This is a genomic window from Salicibibacter cibarius (genome assembly GCF_016495725.1).
Lineage (GTDB): Bacteria > Bacillota > Bacilli > Bacillales > Marinococcaceae > Salicibibacter > Salicibibacter cibarius.
In genome coordinates this window covers 3,140,304-3,157,089 of sequence record NZ_CP054705.1, presented here as the reverse complement: position 1 = coordinate 3,157,089, position 16,786 = coordinate 3,140,304, and the positions used below count along the sequence as shown (strand labels likewise).

The 16,786-nt window shown below is 44.3% G+C and carries 19 protein-coding genes; 7 read left to right on the top strand and 12 right to left on the bottom strand.

The features are described from left to right. Positions 1-73 precede the first annotated feature (73 nt). Positions 74-676: a CYTH domain-containing protein gene (locus tag HUG15_RS16045; RefSeq protein WP_200124054.1), complete on the bottom strand. Its 603-nt coding sequence runs from the start codon at positions 674-676 to the stop codon at positions 74-76. Positions 677-749: 73 nt separating this feature from the next. Between HUG15_RS16045 and HUG15_RS16040 the strand changes: the two genes are divergently transcribed. From HUG15_RS16040 to HUG15_RS16030, 3 genes are read left to right on the top strand one after another with little or no spacing between them, the layout of a single operon-like run. Then, positions 750-1,121, top strand: coding sequence for a UPF0738 family protein (locus HUG15_RS16040; protein WP_200124053.1), 372 nt, complete (start codon positions 750-752; stop codon positions 1,119-1,121). A gap of 12 nt (positions 1,122-1,133) precedes the next feature. Next, positions 1,134-1,772, top strand: a complete 639-nt coding sequence (gene yjbM / locus HUG15_RS16035; protein ID WP_200124052.1) for a GTP diphosphokinase — start codon at positions 1,134-1,136, stop codon at positions 1,770-1,772. A gap of 16 nt (positions 1,773-1,788) precedes the next feature. After that, positions 1,789-2,586: an NAD kinase gene (locus HUG15_RS16030; RefSeq protein ID WP_200124051.1), complete on the top strand. Its 798-nt coding sequence runs from the start codon at positions 1,789-1,791 to the stop codon at positions 2,584-2,586. A gap of 4 nt (positions 2,587-2,590) precedes the next feature. Here the strand turns inward: HUG15_RS16030 and HUG15_RS16025 are convergent, their stop codons facing one another. Further along, on the bottom strand, positions 2,591-3,025 hold the full coding sequence (locus tag HUG15_RS16025) for a hypothetical protein (protein ID WP_200124050.1): 435 nt from the start codon (positions 3,023-3,025) through the stop codon (positions 2,591-2,593). Between the two features lie 30 nt (positions 3,026-3,055). Further along, positions 3,056-3,829 (bottom strand): bis(5'-nucleosyl)-tetraphosphatase PrpE, encoded by a 774-nt coding sequence (gene prpE / locus HUG15_RS16020; protein WP_246516369.1) that lies wholly within the window; start codon positions 3,827-3,829, stop codon positions 3,056-3,058. 114 nt (positions 3,830-3,943) lie between these two features. On the opposite strand from prpE, the gene fabI reads away from it, so the two are divergent. Further along, the gene (gene fabI / locus HUG15_RS16015; RefSeq protein WP_200124048.1) at positions 3,944-4,726 is read left to right on the top strand and encodes an enoyl-ACP reductase FabI; all 783 of its coding nucleotides are present in this window, start codon (positions 3,944-3,946) and stop codon (positions 4,724-4,726) included. A gap of 215 nt (positions 4,727-4,941) precedes the next feature. Then, positions 4,942-5,169: a DUF7667 family protein gene (locus tag HUG15_RS16010; protein ID WP_200124047.1), complete on the top strand. Its 228-nt coding sequence runs from the start codon at positions 4,942-4,944 to the stop codon at positions 5,167-5,169. A 34-nt stretch (positions 5,170-5,203) separates the two neighbouring features. Here HUG15_RS16010 and HUG15_RS16005 read toward each other — a convergent pair whose 3' ends face one another. The 9 genes from HUG15_RS16005 to HUG15_RS15965 all read right to left on the bottom strand — a co-directional run bounded on the left by HUG15_RS16005 (position 5,204) and on the right by HUG15_RS15965 (position 14,490). Continuing rightward, positions 5,204-5,584 carry a hypothetical protein gene (locus HUG15_RS16005; protein WP_200124046.1) on the bottom strand — a complete coding sequence of 127 codons (381 nt, stop codon included), beginning with the start codon at positions 5,582-5,584 and terminating at the stop codon, positions 5,204-5,206. A gap of 5 nt (positions 5,585-5,589) precedes the next feature. Then, complete coding sequence (locus HUG15_RS16000) at positions 5,590-7,200, bottom strand: DUF6792 domain-containing protein (RefSeq protein WP_200124045.1); 1,611 nt, start codon at positions 7,198-7,200, stop codon at positions 5,590-5,592. Positions 7,201-7,202: 2 nt separating this feature from the next. Further along, complete coding sequence (locus HUG15_RS15995; protein ID WP_211202245.1) at positions 7,203-7,898, bottom strand: hypothetical protein; 696 nt, start codon at positions 7,896-7,898, stop codon at positions 7,203-7,205. Positions 7,899-8,041: 143 nt separating this feature from the next. Beyond that, the gene (locus tag HUG15_RS15990; protein WP_200124043.1) at positions 8,042-8,728 is read right to left on the bottom strand and encodes a hypothetical protein; all 687 of its coding nucleotides are present in this window, start codon (positions 8,726-8,728) and stop codon (positions 8,042-8,044) included. Between the two features lie 144 nt (positions 8,729-8,872). Beyond that, positions 8,873-9,499, bottom strand: coding sequence for a hypothetical protein (locus tag HUG15_RS15985; RefSeq protein ID WP_200124042.1), 627 nt, complete (start codon positions 9,497-9,499; stop codon positions 8,873-8,875). Positions 9,500-9,638: 139 nt separating this feature from the next. After that, a complete protein-coding gene (locus HUG15_RS15980; protein ID WP_211202244.1) occupies positions 9,639-10,595 on the bottom strand; it encodes a hypothetical protein in 957 nt (318 codons plus the stop codon). Positions 10,596-10,931: 336 nt separating this feature from the next. Then, entirely contained in the window at positions 10,932-12,590 is a 1,659-nt protein-coding gene (locus tag HUG15_RS15975; protein ID WP_200124040.1) for a glutathione ABC transporter substrate-binding protein, read from the bottom strand. A gap of 228 nt (positions 12,591-12,818) precedes the next feature. Next, the gene (locus tag HUG15_RS15970; RefSeq protein WP_200124039.1) at positions 12,819-14,042 is read right to left on the bottom strand and encodes an ABC transporter substrate-binding protein; all 1,224 of its coding nucleotides are present in this window, start codon (positions 14,040-14,042) and stop codon (positions 12,819-12,821) included. Between the two features lie 25 nt (positions 14,043-14,067). Further along, positions 14,068-14,490: a hypothetical protein gene (locus HUG15_RS15965; RefSeq protein WP_200124038.1), complete on the bottom strand. Its 423-nt coding sequence runs from the start codon at positions 14,488-14,490 to the stop codon at positions 14,068-14,070. 430 nt (positions 14,491-14,920) lie between these two features. On the opposite strand from HUG15_RS15965, the gene nikC reads away from it, so the two are divergent. Beyond that, positions 14,921-15,838 (top strand): nickel transporter permease, encoded by a 918-nt coding sequence (nikC, locus tag HUG15_RS15960; RefSeq protein ID WP_200124037.1) that lies wholly within the window; start codon positions 14,921-14,923, stop codon positions 15,836-15,838. Between the two features lie 12 nt (positions 15,839-15,850). Then, positions 15,851-16,771, top strand: a complete 921-nt coding sequence (locus HUG15_RS15955; RefSeq protein ID WP_200124036.1) for an ABC transporter permease — start codon at positions 15,851-15,853, stop codon at positions 16,769-16,771. The last annotated feature ends 15 nt before the right edge of the window (positions 16,772-16,786 follow it).

The following is a 16,786-nucleotide window of genomic DNA, read 5'->3' as shown; positions in this document are numbered from 1 at the left end:
ACTAATGATATAATTTGACTATAGCAGAGCTTGTGTTAAAAACAAGACTTTCCCGGAAAAAAAGATCAAAGTCCTAGATGCGCCCCTTTGCGACAGAAAAAAACCGTTGAATTTTCGGTTGTGGTTCGGGGCTATGCGAATCGAGTCCAGCACGAACGGCGATTTGTGTCAGAACTCTTTGCACGTGTTCTTGGGAATCTCCCTCGAATTCCAGTTCATAGTCAACCTCGCCGAAATAGCGGCTTTCATCCAAGACGAGGAGGCCTTGTTCATATGGCAGTTCCGCCCGCCATGTCGTTAGCCGTCCCAAAGAGCGTAACGTGTGAAAAGGAATTTGCCATTCTTTTTCCAAGTACGCTTGGACGGAACCTCCCTTGTTGAGCTGTGTAAGCGGATCGCCTTCGCTCCATTCGCGGGGGCCGAGCGGTTGATGTTTCTCCATCACCCCGGCTTCGCTTCGCACCTTTAGCGTGAGTATATGTGCCCCGTTTTTATAACGAATGCGCAAAGCGGCGTTTTGTTCTTTTAATTGGAAATCGGATGTGTCAAAATAGTGATTGTGTTGGATGATAAAATCATCTTCGTTTAATTGAAAATACGTCTTTATATTCATAAATTCTTGTACATCAAGAAGACGTTTGCCCTCAATTTCAAGTTCGTCAAATGAACGATTCATGTGATCATCCTCCTGCCGGCATTATGACACAGAGATGATGGGACAACAACGATAGAAAAGGAGCCGGATAAACATGGATGCAATCAATGTGAAGGTTGCGCGACATAAAGAAAATGGCCTTTATCTGGAAACGGACCGTAACACGGAGCAACCGTTAACACCAACAGGTCGTCTGTTGGCCGATTCGGACAATTTTGCGCTCGTTTATATTTTTGACCGGGAAGGCGCGTTTGTCCAAGTACATATCCCGGAAGAATTTTGGCCGGACCTTAACAAAAGCCATCGGGACCGGACGCCCGTATACCTTGATATATCCAGTGTCGAATTTGCGGATATTCATGAGGAACTGGACATGTTTCTCGATATCATCCAAGGGAACAATAATTACGGACCTGAAATGGTTGGCGCTGTTGAAAAACATTTCCCGGTTCCGACAGACGACTGAGGGAGGGGTCTTATGAACGGATGGGCGATTTTTCTATCTCCTTACCACCAGGCGGTTGAAGAGTTAAAAGTAAAATTCAAAAGCTTGAGAGATCAATATCAACGATCTTCAAAACATACACCAATTGAATTTGTTACCGGTCGTGTAAAACCAATGACGAGCATCCAGGAGAAAGCCAAACGGAAAAATATAGCCTTGGAAAGCCTGCATACAGAGATGCAAGATATCGCGGGTCTTCGCATCGTCTGTCAATTTGTTACAGACATTGATACAATTGTAGACATGTTGCGGTCGCGAAATGATATTACGGTGATGAGTGAAAGAGATTATATAAAAGAGAAAAAATCAAGCGGATATCGTTCGTATCATATGGTGATCGATTATCCGGTGCACACGATCGAAGGAACGAGACATGTCCTTGCGGAAATTCAAATTCGTACGATGGCGATGAACTTTTGGGCGACCATTGAACATTCGCTCAATTATAAATACAGCGGGGAAATTCCGGAACATGTGAAACGACGTCTCGTTCGTGCCGCGGAAGCTGCCTACAATCTGGATGAAGAGATGTCCAAGATTCAAGATGAGGTTCGGGAGGCACAATCGATCATTACGAAACGTCGGGAAGAAAACAAAGGAACCTATAAGTGAAAGGGGGGAACGAGCCATGCATTTTGATGTTACGTCGCGGGGAGATGATGTGTCGAATGAGATCGCGGGCCATATCCAAAGTGAACTGAAGGGACATGGGCTCACGTTCGACGAAGAAAAACCGGAGGTCGTTATCTCTGTCGGCGGAGACGGGACCCTTCTCGAAGCTTTTCACGAGCATAAGCATCGGTTGGAGGATACTTGTTTTGTCGGTGTTCACACCGGGCATTTGGGGTTTTATGCCGATTGGAAACCGGAAGAGGTGGACAAATTAATCATTCATATTGCAAAAACACCTTTTCAGGTCGTTGAATACCCCCTTCTGGAAGTCGTCGTCCGCTACCATGGAGAGAACAATGATTCAGACCGTTATCTTCCGTTAAACGAGTGTACCGTAAAAACAACGGAAGGCTCGCTCGTTTGCAATGTTGAGATCAAAGGGGAAGTCTTCGAAACGTTTAGGGGGGATGGACTATGTATTTCAACCCCATCGGGGAGCACCGCCTATAACAAAGCGTTGGGAGGGGCGATTTTGCACCCATCCCTTGCCTCCATGCAAATCGCGGAAATGGCATCCATTAACAATCGAGTGTACCGGACGATTGGTTCACCTTTAATCCTGCCCGAACACCACACTTGTTTATTGAAACCATTGAACGATGTAGGATTGCAGCTGACCGTTGACCATAAGTCTTTTGTTCATCAAGACATCGCTTCGATACAATGCCGTGTGGCAACGGAACATGTACGCTTTGCCCGCTTTCGCCCTTTTCCATTTTGGAAGCGTGTGAAGGAATCGTTTATCGGCGAGTGAAAGGTCAGGCTTCCTCCACTTGATCGAAGGTAAAGCGGTACACTTCCTCGCCATCTTCATTGATGATGACGCCATCGATGACGCCGCTAAGGGTTTCCGGGTCTTCCGGCGCTTCATCAAGCAAATACGTTTCACTGACCATAAAGCGTTCTCCGCCGCCAATGGCAAACGTCTCGTCTTCGGATTCCGTCAGCAACTCAGGTTCGCTGAACAAATCCCGCGCTTCCTCATCGTTTACTTCCAAGTGTAAAATCAGCTCGTCCGAGGGGCGCTCCGACTGGTTATTCATCAAGGCGTTGAGAGAAATCGATGCATCACCCCCCTCGCTAAACAGAAAAATTTCTGTTTCCTCTTCAATATGGCCGATTTCGGCTTCAGGGGCACAAGCCGTTAAAATAAACAAAAGACTTGTTAAACTGATAATCCAGGTATGTTTCATTGATTTGAGTTCCTTTCTCTGTAAATAAATTCATCTGTAAGCACTTAAATTTTCCGTTTGCTCAAAGGTGCGAAATTTTTCCGGTTGCTCCGGTTGGCGGGAGGGGACATCAACGGTCGTTAGTTCCGGATAACGAAAAGCAGTTAACGCTCCGCCGAAGACACAGCCGGTATCGATGTTAATTGTACGTCGAAACACTCTCGGCGTTTGGACAGGTGTATGGCCGTAAACAATCCAAGGAAAGCCATTGGGTTCTTTTAACACCCAATCCCGCCGTTTTGGAAGTTGTCCTGCCCGTTGCCCATTGCGATCCACGTCTCCGTAGAGAACGAACGCCCGCGCGGCCTTGTCTGTCCTGCCGATGTCTTTTTTACGGATGCCGGCATGGGCGGCAACGACTTCGTTTTTCCATAACGGTAAATACAAAGGGGCTTCTTCAAATAAACGCATAAACGTATGGCGTATCCGTTGATAAGAAGCCTGCGGGAGCGCGTGCAGTTCAGCGACCGTCGTTTCCAAGCCATGTTGGATTTGCACCGGCCGGCCGAGAAAATAACGATAAAGTTTATCGCAGTGATTGCCGGGGATATAATAGGCTATTCGGTCGTTAACGAGCGCGGCGACATCGTCAATAACATTAACAGAATCCGGCCCCCGATCGGTGAGATCGCCGATAAACACAAGTTTACGCTCTTTGGGATGCGTGTACATTCCTTTTTTCTTTTCATAGCCCAGCTTTTGCAAGAGGGCGTGGAGCTCTTGCCTGCATCCATGGATATCTCCGATAAAATCCAAACCTTTCACCATTTGCATCACCTTTTGAAATCATAGCAAAAAATAGCCTAAAATAGAAATGACCAGTTTGTAAAAAAGTGCTATACTCGGGACAAGGATGTTGAGAAAGGAGATTTTTCGAAAATGAGTTTATCATTGGAAGGGCGCACCTATGTTGTGATGGGTGTCGCGAACAAAAGAAGCATTGCCTGGGGCATCTCCCGGAGCCTGGCAGATGCCGGCGCAAGAATTGTTTTTACATATGCAGGTGAACGTCTCGGAAAAAATGTGCGGGAACTCGCGGACACATTGGAAACGGAAACGTTTGTCTATCCATGTGATATCACGGATGACGAGGAAATCGACGCCACCTTTCGGCAAATCAAAGAGGAAGTAGGCACGATTCATGGACTAGCCCATTGCATCGCGTTTGCAAAAAAAGAAGACCTAGAAGGCGCGTTCGTGGAAACGTCTCGGGAAGGATTTCAAGTTGCACATGACATTAGCGCTTACTCGTTGATAGCTGTAGCGAACGCCGTGCAAAAAAATGACATGATGGCCGAAAACGGATCAATCATGACGATGACGTACCTCGGCGGCGAACGGGTCGTAAAAAATTATAACGTGATGGGAGTTGCGAAAGCGGCGTTGGATGCAAATGTTCGCTACCTCGCGAACGACCTTGGCCAACACGGCATCCGTGTGAACGCCATTTCTGCAGGTCCGATCCGCACGCTGTCTGCCAAAGGCGTCGCCGGTTTTAACAGTTCCTTGAAGGAAATGGAGGAAAAGGCGCCGTTGCGACGGGGGGTCACCACAGAAGAAGTCGGCAACACCGCTCTCTTTTTAATGAGTGACTTGTCGAAAGGAATGACCGGGGAAACGCTCCACGTTGATGGAGGTTACCACATTATCGGCTTGGGGTGATGGGAGAAGCCCGGAAGACTGCCTGCGGGCAGTTTTTTAGTTTGGCTGATATATTGCTTTTTTTGGCTGATAAACCGTCACTTTTGGCTGATAAAGCCTGTGAGCAGTGCTCATATAGCCAAAGTATCAACACAAATATTTAAAGAAAAAAGCTATATTTTTACATTCTCTGGGAGATGCTACAAGGAGCGATAAATGGAAGAGAGTGATGATTTTTGTACTCTGTCGTAGCAGAAAGACTTGTTCGTTTGGTGCTCGAAGCGGATCATCGACCGCTAACCGATCATGAACAACAAGAATATATGGAAAGCAAACAGTACTTAAAAAATTTTTATAGGGAAAAAGAAAAACTAGCCGCCATGTCGTACATCGCTTATACGACCGAAGACTATGAATGGCAACACGAAATCTGCTCAGAGATGGAAAAACTAAAAGGGGAGTGAAGAAGGCAGGAGGGCAGGGGATCAAGTTAAATGTTCACAACCCTCGCCCTCGTATGTTGACATCCACCGGTTCGTTATCCGGGTCGAGTTCATATTGAATCGTGTACCGTTGTGTATAGAAATCGTTTATGCCGAATGAAAAGTTCAACCCATGTTGGTAGAGTTGTTGGTCTACCAGCATTTCGTTGGAGCGATGGGTGGCGTCCAGCTTGTCCAATTCTTCAATCACGGCATTGATAAATTCTCCGTTCTGGGAATCAAGGATATCACGCACGTGTCTTGCTTCAGCCGCGCCATTTTCAAAAAGAGCTTGAATTTGTTTTAACTGATTTTTACGCTCTTCAAGAAAAGCGTCTTGATCGAAGGGAAACGTATAAGAATGAGACTTTGGGTTCAACATATCAAAAAAACTCATGTTCATTAACCTCCTAACATCTGGATTTGCCTGGATACATCCTCATCGGCTTCAAATAATGTGTTCATATGTTGAGAGAACCGTTCCTGCAACTGGTCTAAATGGTTGATTTCTATTTGATAGCGTTCCATCGCCTGTTCCAACGATGAATCTACCGCTTCGCTCAAGGGGTCAAACGAACGTTCAAACTGTACTCCCTTTGCTTGCAATCCCGGCTGGAGGTTTTCCATCCATCCTATCGAGTGTTCCTCGGTCACGAACGCCCGCCCGCTGGCTTCTTTATCATCCATAAGGCTATTAACCGTGGAACGATGGCTTGAAGTGATTTCCGGTACTTCCGTTTCCCAATAATTGTGTAATTTTTGCATCGCATCACGTTTCGTTTCCAGCGCTTTACGCATATGATTGAGCGCGATTAACAATACATCGGCGGACAATTTAATGCGTTCACCGGACACGGGATCAATCACTTGGTGAAAGGACTGTATTGGATGGGGGCCATTATCAAAATAATCAATGAACGTTTCCATGCTGTGTTTATGGAGTGTATCCCAAACAGAGGCAGCATCAGAAAAATTGGACAGCATATAAGGATTAAGTAAAAAAGACACAATTTCATGCCTATCGGAAAAACCTATAACGCCTAATCGTGCCGCCAATCCTAAAGTGCTTAAAGAAGGATTTTCAACATGATTGACGATGTCGTCCACTGTCATATTTTCACCGAGGTGCCCTAAATCATTGTGTAAGCGGTCTATACCCTTGTTGTGTGTGCGCTTATGAAAGGGGGAGTGGCCATTAGGCAAAACATAGTCTCTCCATGTAATGTCTTGTTTGGCAAGCATATCCGGAAAATGTGAGATATCGGGGTCTCCGATATAATGAACCTCATTTCCTATAAATAAGGTATCCGGAATGCTCTGGGGATAAAGCGCCTCTCCGCGCACGCGCGTGTGACTAATATTCTTTGCTTCATCAGAATAAAAATCTAAGGCAAGACGGGAGAGTTCATCTTCACTTATATCGTTTATATCATCACCTACTTTGATTTCTAAATAGTCGCTAAAATCTTGGTCATGATCGATGAGATGTTGAACGTTCACAGGAGCATCATTTAATCCTCTGACATCAGTAAAGTTTTTAGTCAAAAGTGCGAGGCTAACGACGAGGTTCCCGCCAAGGGAGTGACCGTCTCCCATTCTTGTTAAATTATTGTATTCTTCATATTCAAGATGGTCTTGTATTTTACCCTCTACGTTACCAAAGAACCTTTCAGCAGCTTGAAGTTGTTCTGTATTCGTTCCACTACCGATACCTATAGCATTATAAACGATATCATGAAGATCCTGAACTTCCGTTCCTCGAAAGATATAATAAACATCATTGATATTTTGGTCGGGATTATAAAGGTGCAGGGCATGCCCATCAAATCCGCCTGATGGACCAAGTTGTTCATCACTGCTTGAATAAATATTAATATTTTGGGTGTCCAGATCTAAACCCTTCTGTTGATTAATAACGGTTTTTACGGAATCCGTATCAAAGGTCGTTCCGTCGTCTGGGCGTTCATATTGTAAATCGGTCAATTTATTTCGGGTACTTTCATCCAATAACAAAATTATTCCCCCATGTTATTCTCAAACTGAATGCTTTCGATCATATGTGCAAATAATGTTGCATCTTCCTCTTCATCAATAACACAATTTTTTTCAGGGTTGTCCTCGCAATTCAATGAATAGGTAATCCTAATAATCTTTTCTGAATGTTTATCTACAATAAAGGCGAAGTATCGGTTTGTTGTTCCCGTATTTGGATCCAAAATTTGTGTTTCTTTCTCGGCCATGTTAAATTCCCCGATTGATTCACCATGATAACCGTATATATTATCTGTCTCAAAAGGTTTATATTGGTCTTCATAGCTGAAATCATCTAATAGCATTTCAAATTCTAATTCTCTTTCTCTTTCGTTGAGGTTTCCCATATATCTGAGTTGGAAACTGCTTGTTAAACCATCATTATCATTTTCTCTTGCCTTCTGAGCATTGAATAATTCAAACCTATTCTCAACAATAGAATAACGACCGGAGCGGTCATACATCTCAAACTCCCCAGGGAAGTCCATCTGAAATTGTCCTGTTCCCGACTCAAACAAATAAAATCCATCCGTCCCAGTATCTGCTTCCTCATCAATAAACTCACTTGTAAAATCATGATCTAAAGCAGGGACGCCGGTTGTTGCCCATTCCTTTACCAAGAAAATCCCTCCTATACCAACAATAAGGATGCCTATCGAAATAATTAGCCATTTTTTCACGACTGTCACGCCCTCACAAAGAAACAATTAATACCCATAATATGCATTTTATTATACAAAAATCGGATAAGTTGCGCAAATTGTTTAAAATACTATCGCTTATACGATAAGTCGGTTATTCCGGATCCTTTTCCGCCAACAAATTACTTCCCTTCGTTGTTATTAAACTGAATGCTTTTGATCATATGAGTAAACAATGCTGCATTTTCTTCTTCATTAATCACACAGTTTTCAGGGTTATTTCCACAAACTAATCTATAAGTAACTGTTACTACCCTATCTGAATGTTTATCTAGAACAAAAGCAAAGTATCGATTTGTTTCTCCTTCATCTGGGTCGAAAATTTGCACTTCTCTATCGATAAGTTTTCCAATTGATTCCCCGAAATACCCATATACATCGTCAGTTTCAAAGGAGTCGTATTGACTTTCATAGCTAAAATCCTCTAATAGTCTTTCAAAATTTAATTCCTTTTCCCAGGCATTGAATTCCCCATTATATGTTACTTGAAAGATGCTTGTTATTCCATCATTTTCATTTTCTCTTACTTTCTGAGCATTGAATAATTCAAACCTATCGCCAGCGATAGAATAACGACCAGTGCGGTCGTACATTTCAAACTCCCCAGGGAAGTGCATCTGAAATTGGCCTGTTCCCGACTCAAACAAATAAAATCCATCCGTGCCAGTGTCTGCTTCATCATTAATGAAATCACTTGTAAAATCATGATCTAAAGCAGGGACGCCAGTTGTTGCCCATTCTTTAACCAAAAAGAACCCCCCGATTCCTAAAATAAGGATGCCTATCGAAATAATTAACCATTTTTTCACGACTGTCACGCCCTCACAAAGAAACAATTAATACCCATATTATGCATTTATTATATAAAAATCGGATAAGAAGTTGCCAAATTGTCCAATATACCGTCGCTTATACGATAAGTCGGTTATTCCGGATCCTTTTCCGCCAACAAATTACTTCCCTTCGTTGTTATTAAACTGAATACTTTCGATTATATGAGTAAATAAAGCTTTATCTTTTTCTTCATCAATAACACAGGTTTGTTCAGAACCGTTCTCACAAACTAATGTATAGGTCAAACTGATGACATCATTTGAATGTTTATTTTCGATAAAAGCATAATATTGATTTGTCGTACCGCTATTCGGATCAGAAATTTGCATTTCAGACCCTTTTAATTCTCCAATGGATTCTCCATAATAACCATATACATCTTCAGTTTCAAAAGGTTCATATTGACCCTCATAGCTAAATTCTTTTAAAAGATTTTCAAATGCCAATTCTTTTTCACGTTCACTGAACTCGCCATTATACGTTACTTTAAACATACTAGATAAACCTTTATTTTCATTTTGTCTCACTTTTTGAGCATTAAATATTTCGAATCTGTTCTCAACGATTGAATAGAGTCCGGAACTTTCAAGCATCTCAAACTCCCCAGGGAAGTCCATCTGAAATTGTCCTGTTCCCGACTCAAACAAATAAAATCCTTCTGTCCCCGTATCTGCTTCCTCATCAATAAACTCACTCGTAAAATCATGATCCAGGGCAGGAGTGCCGGTCTTCCACCATTCGTTCACCAAAAAAACCCCTCCCATCCCTACAATAAGAATGCTTATCGAAATGGGTAGCCATCTCCTCACGATTTCTCCTCCTTATCAACCACATGCTTAGCAAAAGAGCGGCCTGCCCATAGCCGCTCATCAAGATTATCAATGCTTACTCATCTTCCATCTCATCCATTTCATCGATCAGTTCCCCAAGATCTCGCTGTTGTTCTTCCATCATGTAATCATTGAAATCCTCTTCCGTGAGGGGGTCTATGTCTTCAACCATTAAGATTTCCCCATCATAGTCAAGGTCATAATAATCAAGGCGTAGTTCAGCGAGCCATTCTCGTCCGTTTTCTTCTATAGGTATAACGTATTCTTCGGCGCTTAGGACACCGTCTTCCGTCAGCGATGCTCTGATTTCTACTTCTCCAACTGACATTTGTTCGTCCCCATTCTCCAAATCATACAGTTGTTCACTCCCAGGGAGGGCTACTTGGCTAAACGCAAAAAACTTCTTTTCCAAATAAGGTCTCGCTTCCTCGCCTTCCAGGCTAAAAGAAATTTCTCCGTCGTTTTCTTCAAAGCGATCATCGTCTAAGTCACTAACGAGTTCCAGGAATTCTTCATCTTCATGAAAAAAATCATCGAATGAATGCTCTCCGGTTTCGAATGGGAGTTCAATATGCATACCTTCAATTTCTTCGCTTAATTGTACCTCAAATCCATATGCGCCCGTTTCATTAAAAAAATCGATCATTGATTCTACGGGTTGGTAATAGGTCGTGTCATCGAGCACACCATTTTCGATATGTATGGGGTATGGTTCATAGGTTGTTAACGCACTTCCCGGGAAGTCCTGTTCTATTTCATAACTTTCTCCATCATGCTCTCCCCGGATCTCAAAAGCAAAATTAAAGTTATCCAGCGATAAAGCGAGGGTGGAAGCCATTTCGGAATCAATCGCTTCCGGCGTTTCAACATCAGCAGAAGCTCCGAGGTGATAAGCGTCCCCTTCATTTTTCGTGTCCATTGCCTCAAGATACGTGTCTTTAGCGGAATTGGCCGCACATCCCGCGATGACAAACGTCGATAAAGCTCCGAATAAAAATACTGGCATTTTCATTGTTTTGTCATTCCTTTCTCAACCGATCCTTACAATAATATACAAAATATGCAAATATAATACTACAGTATTAATAAAAAAAATACAAAAAGCTTACGGACTTAAAGAAGATGAAATTAGTCGGGGAAGGAGCGAGTTTGGACAAAAATGTGAGCCGGAAAGGGGAGTCGGCCGAAGGAGGTGCCAGTTCTGACACAAACGAGTTCTGGGAGAGGGGAACTGTCTGAAGCAAGAAGCATATGACAATCAGAGAGCCAGGTAAGGGGAGGTTGTATTTAAAGCATCCAAACAGAAAAAAACCATGCCGGTTGCCCGGGCATGGTTAAAAGGAAAGCCTTAGTAGCTGCCTTCAGCGTCTTCGGTAATAGAAGTTTCACTTAAATCAAAGGTTCCGTTTGGATGCTGTACGAAATCCTCTGCGGAGTCAGCAACACCAACACGGAGATCGTCAAAGACTGTATAGATCATCGGTGCTTCATCGACGAGAATTTCTTGGATTTCCGAGTATAGGTCTTCCCGTGTTTCTTCATCCTCTTCTTGCCGAGCTTCATCAAGCAAAGCGTCGACTTCTTCATTTTCATAGAACGAGCGGTTTCCGGGTGCCCCAAAGTTATCGGAGTGGAAGAGTGAGTGCATGCCGTAGTCCGCATCACCGGTGACGGTTACCCAGCCGAGCACGTACATGTCGTGTTCCCCTTCGGCTGTTTGATCAAGGTAAGCGCCCCATTCTACGTTTTCAAGCGAAATATCAACACCTATCTCGGACAGTTGGTCTTGGATCAGTTCAGCGGTTTGTTCGCGTACGGGGTTATCGTCATTCATCCAAAGTGTTGTCTCAAAGCCGTCTTCATAGCCGGCCTCGGCAAGCAAGTCCTCTGCCTCATCCAGATCATATCCAATATCCTCCAAATCTTCATCATAGCCAAAGACGAGTTCATTGATCGGGCCGTAAGCCGCTTCGCCATATCCTTCGTAAATGCCATCCACCAACAACTCATTATCGACAGCTAGAGAAATTGCTTGTCGGACACGCACGTCATCGAATGGTTCTTTTTCTGTATTAAAACCAACATAGGTTAAGCTCAAGCTCGGTTCTGCAATCAGATTGGCATTGTCAAGGGCTTCCACTTGATCAACCAAGTTCGGTTGGATTAAATCGGCAACGTGCGTTTCGTTATTTTCAAGCATACTGACACGGGTGAGATCCTCCCCGACAATATCGAATGTTACGCTATCAAGGTTTGCTTCATCTCTCCAATAGTCTTCATTTTTCGTTAGGGTGAGAGAATCTCCTTGATTCCATTCTTCAAAGACAAATTGGCCTGTCCCCACACCTTCGATATCAAGGTTAATTTCTTCTTCATTATCATCTTCAATCGCGGCTTCACTCATAATTCCGGCAGCGTTATGGGCGAGGTGAGCGCCTAATGGGGCAAATGGAAATTCAGTCGTAAATTCCACAGTATAATCGTCAATCGTTTCGACATTTTCAATCATTTCAAAAAGAAAGGCAGCTTCGGAAGCACGCTCTTCTTCAAGCACGCGGTTAAATGTTGCAACAACATCGTCGGCTGTCAACTCTTCGCCGTTATGAAAATGTACACCTTCGTGTAATTCAAAAACCCACGTGTCATCTTCGGTCTGCTCGTACGATTCAGCTAAGCCAGTCGCTTCCAATTCAAGCGTTTCCGGGTTATGGTTTAAAAGTGTTTCATACATTAATGAACGTGCTTTCGCTGACTGATTGTCATTGGATTCATGCGGATCCATGGATACAGGTTCTCCCGACAATGAGATATGAAAGTCCCCGCCTTCTTGGGGCTCGCCGCTAACCTCGTCACTATCCTCTGCATCATCATTTTCTTCAGCGTCCCCACCGGCAGCCTCTTCATCCTGGCTTTCGTCTACATCCGAGTCGTCCGTACAAGCCACGAGTAGCAAGCTTGTTGCCAAGATAACTCCGACGAGGTAACCACGACGTTTGAAACGCTTCATTTTCTTTTCCCCCTTTGTAGTAAATAAAAGCTAAACTAACTATATCTTACGAACTAAAAACTTTCAATATCGAATTATTAGTAATTTTAAAAATAATACGACGAAAAAGGGCGATTAATATCAGATTGTGTAAACAGAGGAAGCAATAAGCGATTATCTGTCCTTCTCGAACACTCATAAAAAACCCATGCGCACAAAATTTTACGCATGGGTATGTTTGCGATAGGTTTAGTAGCCGCCTTCCTCAGCATCTTCGGTAATATAAGTTTCAGAAAGATCAAAGGTACGGTTTGGATGGAAGACAAAGCCTTCTACCGAATCAGAGATTCCGTAACGAAGTTCATCAAAGACCGTGTAGATGTAAGGCGCTTCTTCTACTGTAATATCCAGAATTTCGGCATAGAGCTCTTCGCGCGCTTCATCATCTGTTTCCTGTCGTGCATCCATAATAAGGTCGTCGACTTCGTCGTTTTCATAGAAGGCTCGGTTGCCCGGTGCTCCTACGCTATCGGAATGGAGTAAAGCATACATCGTGTAGTCAGCGTCTGCGGTTACCGTTCCCCAACCAAGGATAAACATCTCGTGTTCACCTTCAGCGGTTTGGTCTAAATAAGCGCCCCACTCAACATTTTCAATGGAAACGTCGACCCCGATTTCCGATAGTTGATCTTGGACGAGTTCGGTGGTTTGTTCACGAACATCGCTTTCATTGTTTGTCCACAACGTAATCTCTAAGTCGCCTTCTTCATAACCGGCGTCTGCAAGCAATTCTTGCGCTTGTTCCGGGTCATGGTCCGTCGCATCGGCATCTTCGACATCGTCATTATAACCAAAGACGAGATCATTGATAGGCCCGTTTGCCGCTTCTCCGTAGCCTTCGTAAACGCCATCTACAAGCAATTCATTGTCTATCGCCATTGAGATTGCCTGGCGAACCTGAGGGTCATCGAAAGGTTCTTCTTGGGTGTTAAAACCTATATAGGTCATGTTTAGAGCCGGCACAGTCTCGGCGCTTGCATTATCCAAGGCATCAACTTGATCCATCAGCGTTGGCTGGATGTCTTCGGCAAAGTGTGATTCATTATTTTCAAGCATGCTGACGCGCGTAAGGTCTTCACCTACAATTTCAAAGGTTACGCTGTCCAGGTAAGCATTGTCACCCCAGTAATCCTCATTTTTAGTAAATGTCAGTGAATCCCCTTGTGTCCAATCTTCAAATTCAAAAGGCCCTGTGCCGACAGCTTCCGTTTCCAGGTTGAGCTCATCGCCTTCTTCCTCTTCTTCGATAGCGGCTTCACTCATAATGCCGGCCGCATTGTGCGCAAGGTGCGCGTCCAAGGCAGCGAATGGATACTCGGTCGTAAATTCAACCGTGTAGTCATCAACGGCTTCAATATCTTCAATCATTTCAAATAGAAAAGCTGCTTCGGATGCGCGGTCTTCTTCGAGCACGCGCTCGAATGTGGCAACAACGTCGTCAGCCGTCAGCCGTCAGCTCTTCCCCATTATGGAAATGGACCCCCTCATGAAGTTCAAAAACCCAAGTGTTATCATCGGGTTGGTCGTATGATTCTGCCAAACCTTCGGTTTCAACTTCGAGTGTTTCAGGGTTTTGTGTCACGAGCGTTTCATACATTAATGTACGTGCTTGGGCGGATGGGTTATCATTGGAACCGTGAGGATCCATTGTAACGGGCTCCCCGGGCATAGACATCATGAAGTCCCCGCCTTCTTGAGGCTCACCGGAAGCTTCCTCTCCATCTTCAGTTTCTTCGGTTTCCTCGCCTTCGGTTTCTCCGTTATCTCCGTCCACATCTGAATCGTCTGTACAAGCCGCCAGCAACAAGCTTGTAGCAAGAGCAGTTCCGACGAAGTAACCGGTACGTTTGTAACGCTTCACACGCTATTCCCCCTTACAATAATTAAAAGTTAAATTAACTATATCTTACGAATTAATAACTTTCAACACATTTTTTTTGGCAAAAATAGTAGGAGAACGACATAAGATTAAAATATAAATCAGAAAGCGCGGCACATCAACCCTCAAATAACCGGAACAGTTGTAATGTATAAATCACCACTGCGTCTTACGAATTTAATAATTTCAACCCTATTTTCATGGCAAATAAAAGTTATAAACGGAAAAAATTACGATTTACAATAACGAGGCTTTCATGTAAACTTAATGCATTAATTTTAAAAAGATAAGTTCACACAATGTTTTAATTTTGCTTGCTGAAAGCGCATATATGCTTTATTGTAAACATGGTGAGTCTACTTTCCTATTAAAATAGTTAGACTGGAAGAATAAGAGAAAGGGTTGAGCGAGGATGGGGTCAACCGTAAAGCAGGAACCGGAACGCGAGGCATTTGCAGCGCCGGAATCACGCTTTAAGAACTTGATGAAAAAATTAATACGCAACAAATCGTCATTAATCGGCGGCATTATTTTAATCATTTTTACCCTGATCGCATTAAGCACATTACTGTCACAATTACGAATTCTTCCATTCGATTTAATGACACATAATCCGAATTCAACCGATGTGCTGAACGATTTCCAGTCGCCATCATCGGACCATTGGTTTGGAACGGACCATAACGGCAGGGACATCTACAGCCGGATTATTTATGGCACCCATTTAACGTTATACGTCGGTGTGTTATCCGTAGCGGTCGGCGCGGTGTTCGGAATTATTCTCGGTTTGTTTGCAGGGTATTACGGACGCATCATTGATTCCATCATTATGCGTGTGTCCGATGTATTGCTTGCGTTCCCGGGCATCTTGTTAGCACTCGCGATTGTAAGTGCACTTGGTCCAAATCTGAACAATGTCATTATCGCTTTAGCCATTTATAATATCCCGGTTTTTGCCAGGATTACCCGCGGGTCGGTGTTGGAAGTAAAATCGGTGGAGTATGTAGAGGCGGTGCGAGCACTGGGAGCAAGGGATGGGAAGATTATTTTTCAGCATATCCTTCCGAATGTAAGCTCGCCGATTATCGTCCAAGCATCTTTGCAGATTGCCGTATCGATTCTCAGTGCCGCCGGTTTATCCTTCCTCGGGCTTGGCGTCCAGCCGCCGACACCCGAATGGGGGGCTATGCTTAACTCGGGGAGAAGTTACATGTGGGAGAATCCTCATCTAACCCTGTTTCCGGGGATCGCGCTCGTGCTCATCGTCCTTGGCTTTAACATGCTGGGAGACGGTTTGCGGGATGCGCTAGATCCAAGATCGAAAAAGTAAGGAGGCGCAAACATGCACATTTTTATCATTCGCCGTTTTTTACAACTGATCCCGGTCATTATCGGCGTGACCCTCGTTGCCTTTTTGATCATCCAATTGATCCCCGGGGATGCAGCCCAAGTCATGGCCGGGGAAGCGGCTTCGGAAGAACAATTGGAACAAATGAGGGAGAACCTGGGTTTAAACGAGCCTTTATATGTCCAATACGGGATATTTTTGGGTGATCTTCTCCGCTTTGAGCTCGGTGAATCCGTGCGCACCGGCCAACCGGTCATGGAATTGGTCGCCCCGCGCTTCTGGATTACGTTGGAACTCGCGTTTTGGGGACTTGTCGTCGCTGTCGGCGTTGGCCTTATCGGTGGGATTCTCGCGGCGACAAAGCAAAATTCGTTCCGTGATTTTGGGACGATGTCGCTTGCCGTCATCGGTCTCTCGATGCCAAACTTCTGGCTTGGCCTTATGCTTATGTATGTGTTTGCCAACCAATTAGGGTGGTTGCCCACCTCCGGTTGGGGGGATTGGCAGCAAATCTTCCTGCCCGCGATTACGATGGGAACGGCCGGAGCGGCGATCATTGCTCGTATGACGCGCTCGGCCATGCTCGAAGTCATCGGGGAAGATTACGTTCGCACGGCGCGGGCAAAAGGGGTAAAAGAACGGCTCGTCATTTATAAACACGCCTTGCGAAACGCGTTAATTCCGGTCGTCACGGTGATCGGTCTGCAATTTGGCTATTTCTTGAGCGGGGCGGTTCTTACCGAGTCGGTCTTTAGCATTAACGGATTGGGACGACTCGTTGTCGATGCCATTTCCCAACGGGATTTTCCGGTTGTACAAGGAACGGTTATCGTCCTCGCGTTAACATTTGTACTCATTAATTTCCTCGTCGATATCCTTTATCGCGTCTTGAATAAACGGATTGAATTGAATTAAAGAAAGGGGGCATGA

Bases quoted from the DNA above. Each gene is read 5' to 3' on its own strand.
- HUG15_RS16030 (WP_200124051.1), top strand. From the start codon at position 1,789: ATGCATTTTGATGTTACGTCGCGGGGAGATGATGTGTCGAATGAGATC.
- HUG15_RS16045 (WP_200124054.1), bottom strand. From the start codon at position 676: ATGAATCGTTCATTTGACGAACTTGAAATTGAGGGCAAACGTCTTCTT.
- fabI (WP_200124048.1), top strand. From the start codon at position 3,944: ATGAGTTTATCATTGGAAGGGCGCACCTATGTTGTGATGGGTGTCGCG.
- HUG15_RS16040 (WP_200124053.1), top strand. From the start codon at position 750: ATGGATGCAATCAATGTGAAGGTTGCGCGACATAAAGAAAATGGCCTT.
- HUG15_RS16025 (WP_200124050.1), bottom strand. From the start codon at position 3,025: ATGAAACATACCTGGATTATCAGTTTAACAAGTCTTTTGTTTATTTTA.
- HUG15_RS16005 (WP_200124046.1), bottom strand. From the start codon at position 5,584: ATGAGTTTTTTTGATATGTTGAACCCAAAGTCTCATTCTTATACGTTT.
- yjbM (WP_200124052.1), top strand. From the start codon at position 1,134: ATGAACGGATGGGCGATTTTTCTATCTCCTTACCACCAGGCGGTTGAA.
- HUG15_RS15955 (WP_200124036.1), top strand. From the start codon at position 15,851: ATGCACATTTTTATCATTCGCCGTTTTTTACAACTGATCCCGGTCATT.
- nikC (WP_200124037.1), top strand. From the start codon at position 14,921: ATGGGGTCAACCGTAAAGCAGGAACCGGAACGCGAGGCATTTGCAGCG.
- HUG15_RS15975 (WP_200124040.1), bottom strand. From the start codon at position 12,590: ATGAAGCGTTTCAAACGTCGTGGTTACCTCGTCGGAGTTATCTTGGCA.
- HUG15_RS15980 (WP_211202244.1), bottom strand. From the start codon at position 10,595: ATGAAAATGCCAGTATTTTTATTCGGAGCTTTATCGACGTTTGTCATC.